Raw genomic sequence first — 15,637 nt, 5'->3', positions numbered from 1 at the left:
CCGCGCTCGGCGACCGTCATGCCCGCCTCCCGATGAGATACAGCAGGAAGGGGCCACCCACCAGCGCTGCCAGCAGGCCGGCGGGCACCTGGAAGGGGAACAGGATGTTGCGGCCGATCCAGTCGGCCGTTAGCAGGATCAGGCCACCGACCAGGGCAGAGGCGAGCAGGTGCGTGGCAGCGCGCTGAAAGCCCGCCAGCCGTGCCAAGTGCGGGCCCATCAGCCCCGCAAAGCTCAGCGGGCCGACCAGCATGGTGGCGCCCGCCGTGAGCACGCTGGCGATGGCGAACAGCGCGTTGCGGCTCGCGTCCAGGCGCAGGCCCAGCGCCGAGGCCTGGGTCGTGCCGAGTGGCAGCAGTTCCAGCCAGCGGTGCAGCAGCGGCACGCAGGCCAGGCCCGCAGTCAGCAGTCCTGCGGCCACCAGGGCTTCGCCGCCGCTGACCGCATAGGTCGAGCCCGACAGCCAAGCCAGCAACTGGTTCAGCCGCGGATCCTGCGACACCATCAGTACCGCGGTGATGAAGCTTGACACCGAACCAAGGGCGATGCCAATCAACAGTAGCCGCTCGCCGCTGAAGCCGGGTTGGCGCGACAGCAGCCGCATCAGCACCAACACCGCGAAAGCGCCCACGCCGCCGGCCGCGATCTGCGCGGTGCGCGTCGGCTCGGCCATGCCGAGGGTGGCGCAGATTACGCCAAGAATCGCGCCTGAAGACACGCCCAGCACCTCGGGCGAGGCCATTGGGTTGCCGGTGCTGCGCTGCATGATGGCGCCGGCCAGGGCTAGCATGGCGCCGCCGCTGAACGCAGCGAGCGCACGCGGTGCGCGCCAGATCAACAGTTCGGCAGGCGGCAGCGGCGTGAATGACCAGCCCTCGTTGCCACGGCCGGCGCCGAGTGCGAGCCAGGCGCCGAACGCGGCGAGCCCGGCCAGGATCGCCAGCACGCGGTACGGATGCGCCAGGCGGCGCACCTGGTGCGAAGCGCCCGATTGCGGCGCCAGCATTTTCAGCCGTCGAATCAGCAGGAACAGCAGCGGCGTGCCCAGCAGGCCAGTGATGGCGCCGGTGGGAAACACGCGGAAGGTCACCGGTAGCGATTGCACCAGTTGGTCGGCCGCGCTCAGCAGCAGCGCGCCCATCAGGCCCGACCAGAACAGCAGGGCGCCGCCGGTGCGTACGCCGGCCGCGCGCGCCAGCGTGGGCGCTGCCAAGCCGATGAAGCCGATGATGCCCACCGCTGAGGTGGCTACCGCCGCCAGGCCCGCGGCCACGGCCAGCGCAAGCAGCCGGTAAGTGGCCAGCGACAGTCCCAGGCCGCGCGCGCTCTCGTCACCCAGGCTCATGATGCTCAGTGGCCGCAGCAGCAGCACCGCGGTCAGGGTGGCCACCAGCAGGCGCGGCCACAGGTAGTGCACGGCGCTCCAGTCCTGCTGGTCGAGAAAACCCGCCCCCCACATGATCTGACCGGCCAAGAAATCGTGATAGAACAGCGTCAACACCGAGCTTACCGCGGCGCAGTACAGGCTCACGATCAGCCCCGCCAGCGTCACGGTGACCGGCGACAGGCTCTTGCGCCACGACAAGGCCAGCACCGCGCCGAGCGCCATCAACGCGCCGGCGAAGGTCACCAACTCCGGCGCGGCGGCCGCCAGGCCCGGCGCGAACAGCGTTGCGACCGCCAGCGCCAGATAGGCGCCAGCCGACACGCCGAGCGTCGACGGCTCGGCCAGCGGGTTGCGCAGCAGCCGTTGCAGGATGGCGCCGGCCAGCCCGAGCGCGGCCCCGGCCAGCAGCGACACGGCCAGCCGCGGCAGCAGCGAGTAATGCACCATCAGCATCCGCGTGTTCTGCTGCTCGGACGTGGCGCCGGCGGCCGAACCGCCTGGCAGCAAGGCACTCAGGTTGAAGGCCAGGAACAGGCCCAGGGCGAGCGTCAGGCCGACGGCGATGCCGATGCCCAAGGGACTGGGAAGATAGTGTTTTTTCATGGTCTGCTGCCGCGTTTCGCGGCCTGGCCGAGCGGCGCGAGCGCTTGCACCACCAGACTGGCGAATCGGCGTGCCGGTGGCAGGCCGCCGTAAAACAAGACATTGGGCACGACCACAACGCGGCCAGCGCGCGAGAAGGGCAGGCTGGCGATGACGGGCGTGCTCAGGGCACGCGCCAGCTGCGCCGGCCGGTCGGTGCCTACGGCCAGCAGGCGGGCCTCGGGCTGGCGCAGCAATTGGTCCACCGAAACGGTCAGGTGGCCAAAGCGCGAGGTCGGGCCGTCCCAGGCATTTACCACGCCATAGCGGTCCAGCACGCTCTGAAACAGGCTGCCGCGGCCGAACACCAGCATGCGGCGGCCATCGAGCACGGTGGCTACATACACCGGCCTGCCGTCGTAGCCGCGCAAGCGCTCTTGGCCTTGGTCGAGTTCTTCGCGGCAGACCCGCGCATAGGCCTGGGCGGCCTGCGCCAGACCCAACGCGTTGCCCAGGCGCAGCAGGGCGTCATGGCCGGCCTGCCAGGGGTCGCGCGGCTGTCCGGGCGGATAGGGATCGAAACGCAGCGTGGGCGATATCTTCCTTAGCTTGGGTAGCAGCGCGATCATTTCCGCGCTGTAGACAAGCAGGCTCGGATCGAGCGAAGCGAGTAGTTCGAAGTTGGGTTCCGCGCGCAGTCCCAGTTCCTGGATGACCGCTCCGGGATCCGGCGTAATAACTAAGCGCCGATAGAGTTCTATCTCCGGCATGGCGAGGGGCGCAACTCCCAGCGCCATCAGATTCTGCGCGCTGACCCAGTCCAGGGCCGCGATGCGAGGTGTTGTGGCCAGCGACTTTTGCGCAGACAGTAGACAGATCCCGCCGAGGAAGCCTCGGCGGGAGAGGCTGCACTGGAACGTCTGATTCAAAACTGCAACTGCGCCGAGAACGCCAAGCTGCGCGGTGTGCCGAGGTAGTAGCTGCTCAGCCAGTAATCGCGGTCGGCCACGTTATTGACGGTCGCGCGCAGCGTCACCGGCCGGCCCGACACCTTGGTGGCGTAGCGCAACCCCAGGTCGACCGTTACATACGAGGGCAGGCGGGTGGTATTGCTCGCGGTAGCCCATCGCTTGCCTACGTGGTAGACCCCACCGGTCAAACTCAGCCCGGGTGCGAAGGGTAGCGCGTATTCCGAGTACAGCTTGGCCACCAGTTTCGGCACGTTTAGCGGCTCCTTGCCGTCGTTGGTGCCACCTGCGATCTTGGGAGTAAGCATGGTTACTCCGCTCATTACGGTCCAGGCGCTGGTCAGCTTGCCTATGGCCGAGACTTCGCCTCCCCGGTGCCGCTGTTTGCCATCCTGGCTGTAGACATTGTTGGCGTTGTTGTATTCATAGGCTTTCTCGATGTCGAACAGTGCGCCGCTCACGAGCATGCCGCCCAGCTCCGCCTTCACTCCCAGTTCTTTCTGCTTGCTTTGCATGGGTGGCATGATGGCCAGGGAATTGGAGGCAGTGGATGGTGCGACGCCACCTTGCTCCAGGCCCTCGATGTATGTCGCGTATGTCGTCAGCGAAGGGATAGGCTTGAAGATCAGGGAGGCATTGGGCGAGTTGCGTGACTTGTCATAGTCCGGCTGGAGGGCACCGCCGCTTGCGTCCAGGGAGCTGCCCTTGATGGTGCTACGGTTGATACCCGCCAGCACGGACCATTGGTCGTTGAAACGCAGCATGTCGCCGATCACGAGGTTGTGGTTGCTGGCGTTGCCCCCGTAATACTGAGCGTTGGCGGACATGGCCGGCCAATTCGGTTCAGGCACATGCGTTGGCGCGCTGAATGCGTTGGGGCCGAGGTAGCCCGTATTCGGAACATAGCTGCTTTGCCATTGCTTTTCCGAAAAGCCGAAGTAGCCCAATGTGAGCTTATGGCCGACGGAGCCGGTATCGAACGACAAGTCCGCCAGCGCCTGCCAGGCTTCGGACTCCGTTCTCTGGGGGCCGACCTTCTGGCGAAGCTGGTAATACTCAGTGGCTGAGCGAACCGAGTTCAGGGTGTGATCCTGCTTGGGACGGTCCTGGTCGTCGTGCAGGTAGGCCAGGCGCAGCGTGAGGTTGTCGCTGGCCTCAAAAATCGCCTTGGTCGTCCATTTGCGGCTGATGATCTGATCCTGGGTCCAAGGCTGACCCCAATTCTTGCTGGAATCCGGCGTGATGCGCGGAACGCCCTCGCGAAACAGCCAGTATTGGGTGGGTGCCTGCATCCCGTAGTCGCTATAGGACGCGTCGAGTTCAAGCTTGAGCCGGTTGTTGACCTTGAAGTCCAGCGCCAGGCTGGCCAGCGTGCGGTCAATCTTCTGGTCGTCGACGGTGGTCTTGCCATCCTGGCGAACCAGGTTGACGCGGTAGCCGACCCGGCCATCGGCATCAAATTGGCCTCCGAAGTCGCCGTGCACGAAGGCCTGGCTGCCGCCGTAATTGCCCAGGGTGACGCTGTTCATGCGCTCCTGCGTGGGGCGTTTGCTCACGTAGTTCACCATGCCGCCGGGCGAGGCGGCACCGAACAGGAAGCCGGAGGGGCCGTTCAGCACTTCAACGCGCTCTTTGTCTTCCATCGAGGCGGCCATACCGTACGAGCGGCGCAGTCCGTCCTCGGCGCGATCGTAGATGTTGAAGCCCCGGATCTTCACCATCGGGGCATAGCTGGAGGCCTGCGGTACGTGTGACAAGGTGGAGGGGTTGAGCTTGTAGACATCGTCGGGCGACTGCGCCTGGATGTTCTCGATCAGCTCGCGCGGCACCACGCTCATGGAGAACGGCGTGTCCTGCAGACTCATGCTACCCAAGGCACCGACCGACGAAATGGTTTCTACACGGTAGCCGTCGGCAGCCGTGCCTTCCTGCTGGAGCGTCGCCGTGGAGTCGGCCTCAAATTTGGCTGTTACTACAACTGCTGGCAGGGTGGTCGTGCCGGACGCTGAAGGCACGGCGCGGATGACCACTGCACTGCCTTCCCGAACGGCGGAGAGTCCGCTGCCGGCCAGCAGCCGGTCCAATGACTGTTGAAGTGTCAGTCGCCCCGATACGGCCGGTGCGCTGAGGCGTTCGACCAGATCTCCCGAAGCGAGTACCTGGGTGCCTGTCTGCCGGGAAAGCTCATTGAGCGCCGCCGCCAGCGGTTGGGCTGGCAGGCTTATGTCGAAAGTTGACCCAATAGCCTGCGCGGGCGACTGCGCCGAGGCAAGACCGCTCCAACTCATGAAGGTGGTTCCGAATGCTGCGGCAAGCGCTGCGTTCAGCAGGTGGCGACGAGGTGAATAACGCATAGGTAGAGGCTCCGAATTTAGTAAATGAGACGTATTCATTGATTGACGCAAGAACGCACGGAATCCCGTAGCCTTGGCGCTTCTCCAGTAAAGACGTTTGAACTCGCCAAACAGAGACACCTTTGTCGGCCTCGACGTGCCGCATCGGCGGTACGCCCCTTTTCAGCGCGCCAGAAGTTCCACGCTGCCATCCGGCCGAGGCATGGCCGTTACCGGCAGGATCGTCGGCAGCAGCGCCACGAGGCCGACCGAGTCGTTGGTGCGGAAGCGACCCGAAAGGCGCAATGCATCGATGTTCGGATCGTTGCTGATGATCGGTTGGTTGCGATAGCTGTTGACGACCGCTAGCGCGTCGCCCAGCGGCGTGTTCTCAAAAACGAACCAGCCGTCGCGCCAGGCCGAGAGGGCCTGCGTATCGGATTGCCTTACCGCATCGGCGTGGCCGTCTCGCACTTCCACGAGTTCGCCTCGGCGCAGGTCGATGACTTCTAACTGGGGTGTTTCCGTGCCATTGCGGGCGCGGACTTGCACGCGCACGTGGCCTTGCTCCACTCCGACGGTGATCGGGCCGCCGCGGTCACGCACGGTAAAGACTGTGCCGACCACCTCGATGATGGCGCCGCGTGTGAGCACCAGGAAGGGGCGTTGCGTGTCGTGGGCCACATCGAATCGCACCTCGCCACGCGCCATTTCGACGACGCGGCGCTGCCGGTACAGTGCAACGTTGATCACACTTTGCGGTGCCAGCTCAAGTTGGGTGCCCGCCGTGCCGTTGGCGGCGTCCACCAATGCCAGCTTGATCATTTGCGCGGTGCTTGTGCTGTAAGCCGCGCGAAAGACCGGTTGTTGCCAGTACCACTGCACGCCACGGCCTGCAACCAGTCCGCAGCCCAGCATGCCTGCGATGGAGAGCAGCAGCTTGCGGCGCTCCGGCCTGTCGCTCGAAGCGGAAACCGCTGCAGCCGTAGTGTGAGCCGCCGGTGCGTCGAAATGCGCGCGCAACCCGTCGGCCATACCGCCGAGCGCATCCCAGCGATGGCGCGCTTCCAGTAAGGCCGCCGCATGCTCGGGCGACTTGTTACGCCATTGGTTCAGCGCCATGCGGGCGTCTTGAGCAGCCGTGCCGGGTGCAATTTCTCCTTTGACAATCAGCGCGAGCGCACGCTCTACCAGCCGTTCGCGCGGTACGCTCAACGCCGTACCGCCGTTCACAAGAAGTCTTCGGCCAGTGCTGCACCGAAGCCCAAATGGTTCTGCACGTAATGCGGCTCAATCAGCTCCGCGCGCAGTTCGGCGAATACTCGCGAACAATCTATGGTGGCGCGCAGCAAGTGCTTGGCTACGGCCATTTCGGTGATATTCAGGTGCTGGGCGATTTCAACTCGAGTGTGGCCGTAGGCGCGGAATAGCAGGAAGACCTCGCGCCGGCGCGGTGGGAGTTTTTCCATAGTTTCGACCACGCGCATCAGCACGCGCTGCTGCGCCAGAACGAATTCGCTCGACGGTGCTGCGTGGTGCATACCGATGGTGGCATGGGTCCCGGCCCATTCTTGCGCTACCTTGCGGCGGCGTGCTTCGTCGATGCACAGGTTACGCGCCACTCGGAAGAGCAGGGCGCGGGGCGATTCGATGCTGCTGTGGTTCTTGGCGTCATTCGGCGTGTCGTCGCGCGACTTGAGTGCCTGAGCGTAGACCCGTTCGAAGCTCGATTGGGCGATGTCAGCCGCATAGTGGGGATCCCTTAGGTCGCGCGTCAGTTGGCGGCGCAAGTCCGCGTAATGGGCTACAAGTTCCTGGACGAGGTCACGCATCCGGTCGCCTTCTCGCAAGTATCGACGATGGGCCCCGTAGGCCGGCCGCAGCACAAGCCGGCGAGGTCGCCGCTCCTCGCAAGGAATGACGAACTGGTGGCGATGACATGGCGTATCGGTAGTCCCCGGGGAGGGTGTTAATAAGAACGATTCTTATTAAGTGTAGCACCGAGCCGTGATTTTTCGATTGTCAGAGAACAGTCGCCACGTACGGCGAGCGCCCTGCGGCGTACGTTTGCGTTGTGCGTGGCTGAGTATTCAACAGCGCCTGGCCAATTTCGTCGGACCGGATGGCTGTGACCGATAGCAGCGTGTCGCTCAGTCCATGGCTCATTTCGCAAGCGCCTTGCAGGAAGATGCCGGATTTCAGCTCTGGCGTCCCTTGCAGCCGGTAGTTGCGGTCGACCGTGAAGTCACCCAGGTATGAAGCGAGCGGGTTTAGCAGCGTCTTGTGGCTGTCGCGCCTATATCCGGTAGCGAGGATCACCGCGTCGTACGCCTTGTTTCTGCGCTGGTTGGTGTTGAGGTCGTGCAGCGATAGATGTATGCCATCCGGCGTAGCGCGTACCGTCGAAATTTCATGGCGGCGCAGGAAAGCGTGGCGCGCGACGCCGGCCACGCGCTGGCGGTAAAACACATTGAAAATCTGCTGGATCAACTCCAGGTCGGGGGCGGCGTAGTTGGTATGCCAGAACTCTTCCAGTAGCTCTGTTCGCTCTGGCCCAGATCGGTTGAACACGAAGTCGGTGAAGTCGGCGTTGAAGATTTCGTTGACGAAGGGGCTGTCGTCCGATGGTTTGATCGAACGTGCCCGCATGATCAGGTCGACTTCGGGTTTGTTCGGGTGGCTCTGTAGGTCCATGAAGATCTCGGCAGCGCTCTGGCCCGCGCCGACGATGGCGATGCGTTCGGCCTTTGGATGCCGTGCAATTGCCGCCAAGTAGCCGCTCGAATGGAACACCCGAGCGTCGTCCTGGAACGGCTGGAAGCGCGTCGGGACGTTGGGCATACCTCCCACACTGACCACCAGGTTACGGGCCAGTCGCTCGCGAACGGCACCAACTGCATCGCGTGAACGCACGCGCAGCATTTGCACCTCGGTGCCGCGCATTTCCGGCACAACCTCGAATACGGCCTCGCCGTAGGCACAACGGTCTTCGAACTGCGCTGCAGCCCAGCCCAGATAGTCGTTGAATTCGTGCCGGCTTGGGAAGAAGGTTTTGAGATTGACAAAGTCTTGCAGGCGCTGTTTTTCGTGCAGGTAGTTCAGGAAAGTAAAGCGGCTCGACGGATTACGCAACGTGGCTAGGTCCTTTATGAAGGATATCTGCATGTGCGCGTTGTCCAGCAGCATGTTTTTGTGCCAGACGAAACCCGGCTGTTTCTCGATGAACAAGGCATCTACGAACTGGCCCTGGTGGCGTTTTTCGTCGAGGGCAATGGCCAGCGCAATATTGGACGGGCCGAAGCCGACGCCGATCAGGTCATGGATTTGCATGGGGTGTCCTCAATGGGGAGTTTGGCGTGCTAGGCCGAAGGTGGCGAGATGGTGTTGCCATCTTGGGGAATCCAGAGGGACTCGGCGAAGAAGCGTTCGCGCAGCAGTACGCCCAGCATGGCCCTCTTGTGTGGAAAGTCGAATTCCTTGACGTGCGCGTAACCGCAGCGGCCCAGGCTATTGATCATCTTGCGGTTGTCCGCGCGGGGCTCGATTACGATGCGCTGGGTGCGGCAGTCGTCGATAAAGAGGTAGTGCGATATGGACGGCATCCAAGCTGTGAGAAAAGGCTTACCGCGAAAGCGCGCCTCGCCGACCAGCGCGTGCCAGCCTCGGTCATGGTCACCGGCCTCGCAGAAAGGCGCGATGCGATCTTCTTTGGCCCAGTAAACCTCGAAATAGCCGAAGGCTTCGCCGTCAAATCGGCCGATGAGCCCGGTGACGCGCGGGTCAGCGTTGATGGCCTCGAGGTAGGTGCGGTGTTGTATTAAGTCGCCTTGCTCTTCCCAGAAGTGCGCGACCACTGGGTCGTTCATCCAGCGGTTGAATGTGGGTAGGTCTCGCTCGATGTCGACGGTATCGAACGTCAGTGTCTGTGACAACCAAGGGATGTGGCGTTGGTAGACCGTGCCCGCCGGCTTCGCTGGCCGCAGGGGATGGCGTTTGCCCTGGCTCAGGGTATAGCGTTGTACGAAAGGCTCGCGCGGCTTGCGCTGCCATAAGCGGGGGAGTTGCCAGAAGGCTTCGCGTGCCACGCTTGCGTGCGCGTTGGAATGAAGCTGGACCGCACCAACGTCCAGCAAACGAACGAGGCTTTCCGGAGGTGCATTCAGTGACAGCGTCTTGCACTCCGGATGGCGAGCGAAGGTCGCCTCGATAGCCGCCAACAGATGGGACTCCGGGAGGTCTTCCCCTCCCTCACGCGTCCATTCCAGGCGCGGTGCGCCCGGCTGCTCGTGCAGGGTCCAGTGACTGGTTCGCTCCAAAGCGCCCGGATGGCCAACCGTCAGTTTTTTTGCACCGAGCCGTACTTCGAACGGGAGCCCGTCGGGGTGCGCGTGGAAGACCCACACGTCCGGTTGTGGGGATGCCGCAGGCCGCTGGAACGCCGCAGCCAGCGTCTGCGCGAGAGCCGAGCGCAGCGCATCGGCTTCGTCCACCACCTGGCTCAGGCGGGCGAAGTCATGGACCATGCCCGCGTGGATGTCGACTTGTGTGGGTACGCCTGCGGAGCGCAGCCGCTCCGAATATGCGTGACCTTCGTCGACCAGTGGGTCGTATTCCGCCAGCACGATGTGTGCGGGTGCGAGCCCCGACAAATCTTGCGCCGCCAGCGGAGCGAAGCGCCAATCCTGGCGGTCGCTATCGCTGCGCAGATAGTGGTTAAACATCCACTGCAACGTGCGTTGCTCAAGCAGGTGTCCACTGGCATAGCGTCGATGAGAGTCGCTGTCCTGCCGAATACTGGTACATGGGTACAGCAGCAACTGCAGCAGCGGCTGCGTTCGTCCTGCCAGGCGCGCAGCGATGGTGAGCGCGGTGGCCAGCGTACCACCGACGCTGTCGCCGCCGAAGATCACGCGTTCGGTGTCCAGCCCGTGCGCGCCGCCGTGCGCCGCCAGCCACAGCGCTGCGTCCTCGGCGTCGTGGAATGCAGTGGGGAATTTGTGCTCCGGCGCCAGCCGGTAGTCCACCGCTAGTACGGCGCAAGGCGTGCGATGGGCTAGCGTGCGGCACAGCGCGTCGTGCGAGTCGAGCCCACCAACGACATAACCACCGCCGTGGAAATAGAGCAGCGTCGGCAATGGCGTACCTGAATGCGTTCCGGGACAGCGGTATAGCCGCGCGGGCAGTGCGGCGCCATCCCTGGCAGCTAGCGCGATTTCTTGGACCGGTACTGCGGGGCCGATACCATCCAGAACCAGCGTTGACTGGTTATAGCTGATGCGTGCCTCGACGGGTGACATCGCGCTCATCGGTTGGCGTCCTTCTTCCTCGGCAAGGGCGGCCAGTTCGAGGAAGGCTTCGAGATCGGGATGCAGGGGCATGAAAGAATTCAGTGGCATTGAGAAAAGAATGCTTACCCGCAATGACGCGGGTACAGCCCGTTTGTTTAACTGCCCGGGTCAACATCAGCAGAGAAGCCATGGGGAAGTCCCGGGCGTGACCGCGCAGTTGATATTCAACTTTTGGATGGGGCGGCTTAGAGTTCTACCGGTTGGGTGTGGAAAAGCGCACGGAATTGCGACATGCGGATGACAGGCGCTAAACAAGCGCCAGTAGGGTCGCGTCTATCCATGCATCCATAGCTGCCCAGTTCCCGAATGCCATGACCTCCCGACACCGCTTTTCTTCTGATCCGACTTTCAGTCAGGCCTGGCGGCTCTTTCGTGAGTTGCATGACGCGCCGTCGCTTGAGGGCGCGGAAAAATTGGTCATGTGGCTGGGGCGCGATGCGACGCACGTGCGTGCGCTCGACGATGCCCTGACCCTTTGGGCACTGGCCGGCGCCGCGATAACCGGATCGAGACCAGGTGACGAGCCTATTCAGGAGCAGACGCTGCAGTAGCTGCATAGGCATGCAGTTACGTGCCACTGCGAATATATTGCGGCTAAACACCCGGACCATAGAAACGTCTTACCGGTCATGCATACTCAACCCGCCAGCCCGCAAGCTCCCAGTATCCTCCGGCTCCTGAAGCCGTACATTTTTTGGATCGCGCTCTCGACCGTCACCGGCATCGGCGCAGGCGCCGCGACAGTTGCGCTGCTCGCCACCATCAACGAAGTGCTCAATCGGCCCGGTGGCATGGCGGGCGGACTGCTGGTGACCTTCATAGCGCTGTGCTTCGGTGCGCTCTTTGGGCGTGCGGTGTCAGACATGTCCAACAACATTGTGGGCCAGCGCTTGGTTGCGCAAGTCCGTAAAGATCTGGCGCTAAAGATACTTGCGGCGCCTATCGATGCGCTTGAGCGCTACCGCACGCATCGCTTGATGCCGGTGCTCACACAGGACGTGGACATGATCAGCGACGTAGCCTTTATGCTGGCCGCGACCATGATTTCACTGGCTGTGACGCTGGGCTGCTTGGCTTATCTTGCATGGCTGTCGCTGCCGTTGTTCGGATTGCTGGCGGTGGCGCTGCTGATCGGCGTGGTGGTGCAGTCTCGGGCGCATGGCATCGGTATCTCGGGTTTCTTCAAGTCGCGCGAGGAGGAAGAGTTGCTGCACAAAGCCTATCGAGGCATCAGCGAAGGCGCCAAGGAACTGCGCATGCACCGCGCCCGCCGGATCAGTGTGTACGAAGGACAGATCGAGCGCACTGTTGATTCCATCCGCGATATCAATCGGCGAGCCATCAACATTTTCGTGCTCGCGGCGTCCTTTGGTTCGGCTCTGTTCTTTTTGCTGATTGCGCTGATTCTGAGCTGGGCCGCGTGGCGCCCTACCGAACCGGCGGTGCTTAGCGGCTTCGTGTTGATCCTGCTGTTCATTAAGGGCCCCATGGACCAGATCATCGGCGCCATGGCGCGTCTCGGCCGTGCTCGGGTGGCCTTTAGCCGCATCGCCGACCTATCGGCCCGTTTCGAAACACCAGAACCGCACCTGCACCTTGATTCCCCCGCAATTTCTCCGAGGCTGTGCAACGGCATCGAACTCCGCGGCGTGCGCTATGCCTTCGATGTTCCCGAAGGCGGCGAAGCCTTCGTTCTAGGCCCGGTTGACCTGCGGATCGGCCGCGGCGAGATCGTCTTCATTGTCGGAGACAACGGCTCCGGCAAGACTACCCTCGTTAAGCTGCTGCTTGGCCTCTACGCACCGCAGCAGGGTGAACTGCTGCTAGACGGTAAGCCTGTGACGCCAGAAACGCGCGACGATTATCGGCAACTATTTACCACCGTGTTTTCCGACTTTTATCTGTTTGAAGACCTCGTGGTCGGCGAGGAAGGACGGCAACAGCCGCTGCCCGAGTCCGCTTTGCCCTATCTGCAGCGGCTTGAGATCGCTCATAAGGTGTCAGTGAAGGATGGCGCGTTCAGCACCACAGACCTGTCGACCGGCCAGCGTAAGCGCTTGGCCCTGGTGCATGCCTATCTTGAAGGTCGCCCTGTGCTGGTTTTCGACGAGTGGGCTGCTGATCAGGACCCGAGCTTTCGTCACCTTTTCTACACCGAGTTGCTGCCCGAACTGCGTGCAAAGGGACATTCGCTGGTTGTCATCTCGCACGATGACCGCTATTTTCACGTGGCTGATCGTGTGGTTCTCATGGCGGCCGGGCGCATCGTGGAAGAGCGGGCCCGCGTTCCGTCGGGTCTCGCCGCTTGAGGTTGAGGGGGAGGCATGCCAGGATGTTGGGTCGTTGCACGGCCTTCATGGTACTGGTCGCTGAATTTATTAGCCCTTCTCCAGCATGGGCGGGTAGTGGAGTGTCGACGACTTCGATCGAAATACGCCGTACCGGCGACGGTATTCCCCATGTGCGTGCGAACACTTGGCATGGGCTGGGCATTGGCTACGGCCAGGCACAGGCCGAGGACACGCTTTGCACCCTGGCCGATGCTTTTGTGACTTACCGTGGGCAGCGGTCCCTTTACTTTGGTGCCGATGGAAAGCCGACTACACGGTCGACCTTCGGTAATCCTCCCAACCTCGATCTCGATCTCTTCTTCAAGGCATTTGCAGGACCGGATGCGGTAGAGGCCTTGAAGCGCGAGCAGCCGGCCGATCTCAACGAACTCATAGCGGGCTATGCGGAAGGCTATAACCGCCATCTGCGCGCGCTCCAGCAGTACAGGCGTGGCAAAGGCGCAAGGCATGCCTGCGCCGATGCGCCATGGGTTCAAGCGATAGAGCCGGACGATGTCTATCGGCGCATGATCGCCGCAGGTCTGGCAGGTGGGTACACGCACTTTGTATCCGAGATCGTGAACGCGAAACCCGCCGCGGCTGCTCCGCCAGCAGCGACGGACAAGATCTCGCTGTCATCGAGGCTTGACATCCCAGTGGGCGATGCGCGCGGCATCGGCAGCAATGTGATGGCTTTCGGTCAGTCGGCCACCGGCGAGCGCGGGGGCGTACTTTTCGGCAACCCGCATTGGTACTGGGGTGGTCCGGACCGCTTCTACCAGGCACATCTGACGCTACCTGGGAAAATGGACGTGGCAGGGGTCTCATTTCTCGGCATTCCAGTGATTATGATTGGCTTTAACAACGACGTAGCATGGAGCCACACTGTATCGGCGGCTCGACGCTTCGGGCTGTTCGAGTTGACGCTAGATCCGGTTGATGCCACGCGCTATTTGGTCGATGGCGTGTCCGAACCTATGCGCATCCAGTCATTGACCGTTGACGTGCGCAGACCCAATGGCTCCGTCGAGGTTGTTCATCGCAGTCTCTATCGCACACGCTTTGGCCCCATGGTTGACCTTGGAGCTCGCAATGGCGCGTTAGGATGGAGCACACGTAAATCCATTGCAATCCGCGACATCAATGCCGACAACCTTCGAATCTTTCGCAATTTTTTCCGATGGAATCAGGCTCGTTCTCTCGATGAGTTCATGGAGATCCAGAAGCAGGAGGTAGCCATGCCTTGGGTCAATACGGCGGCGATCGGTCGCGGCGATGGTCGCGTCTGGTATGCCGACATTGGCGCGGTACCCGGTGTGTCGGACGATCTGCGGGCCGCCTGCGCGACGCCCCTGTCAAAGACCTTTGCCGCGATCGATCCAGCCACGCCACTGCTCGACGGCAGCCGATCGGCGTGCGAGTGGCAGACCGGGGTGGCTTCTGGGCAACCTGGCAGCATGTCTGCCGACCGACTACCCAGCACGCTGCGTGAGGACTACGTTGCCAACATGAATGACAGCTACTGGTTGACCAACCCGGTGCAGCCTTTGACCGGTTTTGCATCTATCCTCGGTGGTGAGGGGCGGTCGCTCTCGATGCGCGGAAGAGAGGGACATCGTATTGCGAGTGAACTCGCGAGTGAAGGGGCAGGTTCTGCAAAGGGGCTGGCGGATCGATTGATGCAGAAGACCCTAGAGGCCCGCTCCTATACCGCAGACAAGTTCAAGCAACCCTTGCTCAATCGTGTCTGTATGTCAGGCCAAGTGGCGTTGACACGCGACGTGCAGCAAGCCTGCCAAGTACTTCGCAGTTGGTCAAACCGTGCGGGTGCACAGGACCGGGGGGCACTGTTGTGGGACGTTTTCTGGGCCAAGCTGCAACAGATTCCTGCTGCTGAGTTCTACACGAAGGCGTTCTCGCCGGAGGTGCCGCTGCAGACGCCTGACGGCGTCAATGCGGCAGATCCGCGCGTGGCGCGTGCGTTGGCTGGCGCAATCGAAGACATGCGGCAAAAAGGCGTGGCGCTCGACACGCCGCTGGGAGCGCGACGCTTCGCTCGCAGCGAAGGTCGCAAGGTTCAGCTGTTCGGAGGCTGCGACGCAGAGGGATACTTCACCGTGGCCTGCGCCAATGGGGGGGACTACACCATGGGTGATCGTTCCCACGGCAATACCTATCTCCAGATCGTGTACTTTGACAAGCGAGGCGTGGAAGCACGCACTCTACTTGCGCATGGCGAGCGCGAAACAGCGGTCATAAACGGCGGCGGGAGCGCTCCTGTTGCACGATACGCCAAAAAGGATTGGCTGCATTTCCCCTTTCGTGAGCAAGACATTGCGCGGGATCCCCTTCTTCGGCGAGAAATTCTCCTTCCTTGAATCGGAGCTACCGAACGCAGTATGACGCGCGAATCATGGGAGCTTATTCGAGGTTGAACTGGCGGCCCAGCGTGGGATGAGTCAAGCGGCCATCAGTCGGGCACTCGATGTAAGTAGTCTGCGGCAAGCCGCGGTCGAAGCGTTTCCGTCGCCTCTGGACATCCAAGTCGAGCATGTCAAGAAGTTCAAGAAAGCGTGGACGCAAGATTCCGACGCGGTGTTGCTCGAAGTCGGCAACATTCAAGAAGAAAGACTACAGCGTAGGTCGGTCTTGGCAAAGGATGTGATCAAACGCATAGCCGAGGCAGCCG

Annotated in this window: 10 protein-coding genes; 3 read left to right on the top strand and 7 right to left on the bottom strand. The window is 62.4% G+C overall.

Annotated elements, in window-relative coordinates; genetic code table 11:
* Positions 1-16: 16 nt before the first annotated feature.
* The 7 genes from fhuB to BLT66_RS27250 form a co-directional block, all read right to left on the bottom strand.
* A complete protein-coding gene (fhuB, locus tag BLT66_RS18670; protein WP_092759879.1) occupies positions 17-1,990 on the bottom strand; it encodes a Fe(3+)-hydroxamate ABC transporter permease FhuB in 1,974 nt (657 codons plus the stop codon).
* Entirely contained in the window at positions 1,987-2,898 is a 912-nt protein-coding gene (locus BLT66_RS18665; RefSeq protein WP_255406993.1) for an ABC transporter substrate-binding protein, read from the bottom strand. The genes fhuB and BLT66_RS18665 overlap by 4 nt, the downstream gene beginning before the upstream one ends.
* The gene (locus BLT66_RS18660; protein WP_176955097.1) at positions 2,895-5,291 is read right to left on the bottom strand and encodes a TonB-dependent receptor; all 2,397 of its coding nucleotides are present in this window, start codon (positions 5,289-5,291) and stop codon (positions 2,895-2,897) included. Before BLT66_RS18660 ends, BLT66_RS18665 begins: the two co-directional genes overlap by 4 nt.
* A 162-nt stretch (positions 5,292-5,453) precedes the next feature.
* The gene (locus BLT66_RS18655; RefSeq protein WP_176955096.1) at positions 5,454-6,503 is read right to left on the bottom strand and encodes a FecR family protein; all 1,050 of its coding nucleotides are present in this window, start codon (positions 6,501-6,503) and stop codon (positions 5,454-5,456) included.
* Positions 6,500-7,102, bottom strand: a complete 603-nt coding sequence (locus BLT66_RS18650) for an RNA polymerase sigma factor (protein WP_092759873.1) — start codon at positions 7,100-7,102, stop codon at positions 6,500-6,502. The genes BLT66_RS18655 and BLT66_RS18650 overlap by 4 nt, the downstream gene beginning before the upstream one ends.
* 190 nt (positions 7,103-7,292) lie before the next feature.
* Complete coding sequence (locus tag BLT66_RS18645; protein WP_092759871.1) at positions 7,293-8,600, bottom strand: lysine N(6)-hydroxylase/L-ornithine N(5)-oxygenase family protein; 1,308 nt, start codon at positions 8,598-8,600, stop codon at positions 7,293-7,295.
* Between the two features lie 29 nt (positions 8,601-8,629).
* Positions 8,630-10,648: a GNAT family N-acetyltransferase gene (locus BLT66_RS27250; protein WP_255406991.1), complete on the bottom strand. Its 2,019-nt coding sequence runs from the start codon at positions 10,646-10,648 to the stop codon at positions 8,630-8,632.
* Positions 10,649-10,929: 281 nt separating this feature from the next.
* Here BLT66_RS27250 and BLT66_RS18635 point away from each other — a divergent pair, with 281 nt between their 5' ends.
* The 3 genes from BLT66_RS18635 to BLT66_RS18625 all read left to right on the top strand — a co-directional run bounded on the left by BLT66_RS18635 (position 10,930) and on the right by BLT66_RS18625 (position 15,326).
* Positions 10,930-11,169 (top strand): hypothetical protein, encoded by a 240-nt coding sequence (locus tag BLT66_RS18635; RefSeq protein WP_092759869.1) that lies wholly within the window; start codon positions 10,930-10,932, stop codon positions 11,167-11,169.
* A gap of 78 nt (positions 11,170-11,247) precedes the next feature.
* Positions 11,248-12,927 (top strand): cyclic peptide export ABC transporter, encoded by a 1,680-nt coding sequence (locus BLT66_RS18630; protein WP_092759867.1) that lies wholly within the window; start codon positions 11,248-11,250, stop codon positions 12,925-12,927.
* A 101-nt stretch (positions 12,928-13,028) separates the two neighbouring features.
* Positions 13,029-15,326 carry a penicillin acylase family protein gene (locus tag BLT66_RS18625; protein WP_255406990.1) on the top strand — a complete coding sequence of 766 codons (2,298 nt, stop codon included), beginning with the start codon at positions 13,029-13,031 and terminating at the stop codon, positions 15,324-15,326.
* Positions 15,327-15,637 lie beyond the last annotated feature (311 nt).

Source organism: Rhodoferax sp. OV413, assembly GCF_900104385.1.
Taxonomy (GTDB): Bacteria; Pseudomonadota; Gammaproteobacteria; order Burkholderiales; family Burkholderiaceae_C; genus Rhodoferax_B.
This window is presented reverse-complemented; position numbering and strand designations above follow the sequence as displayed.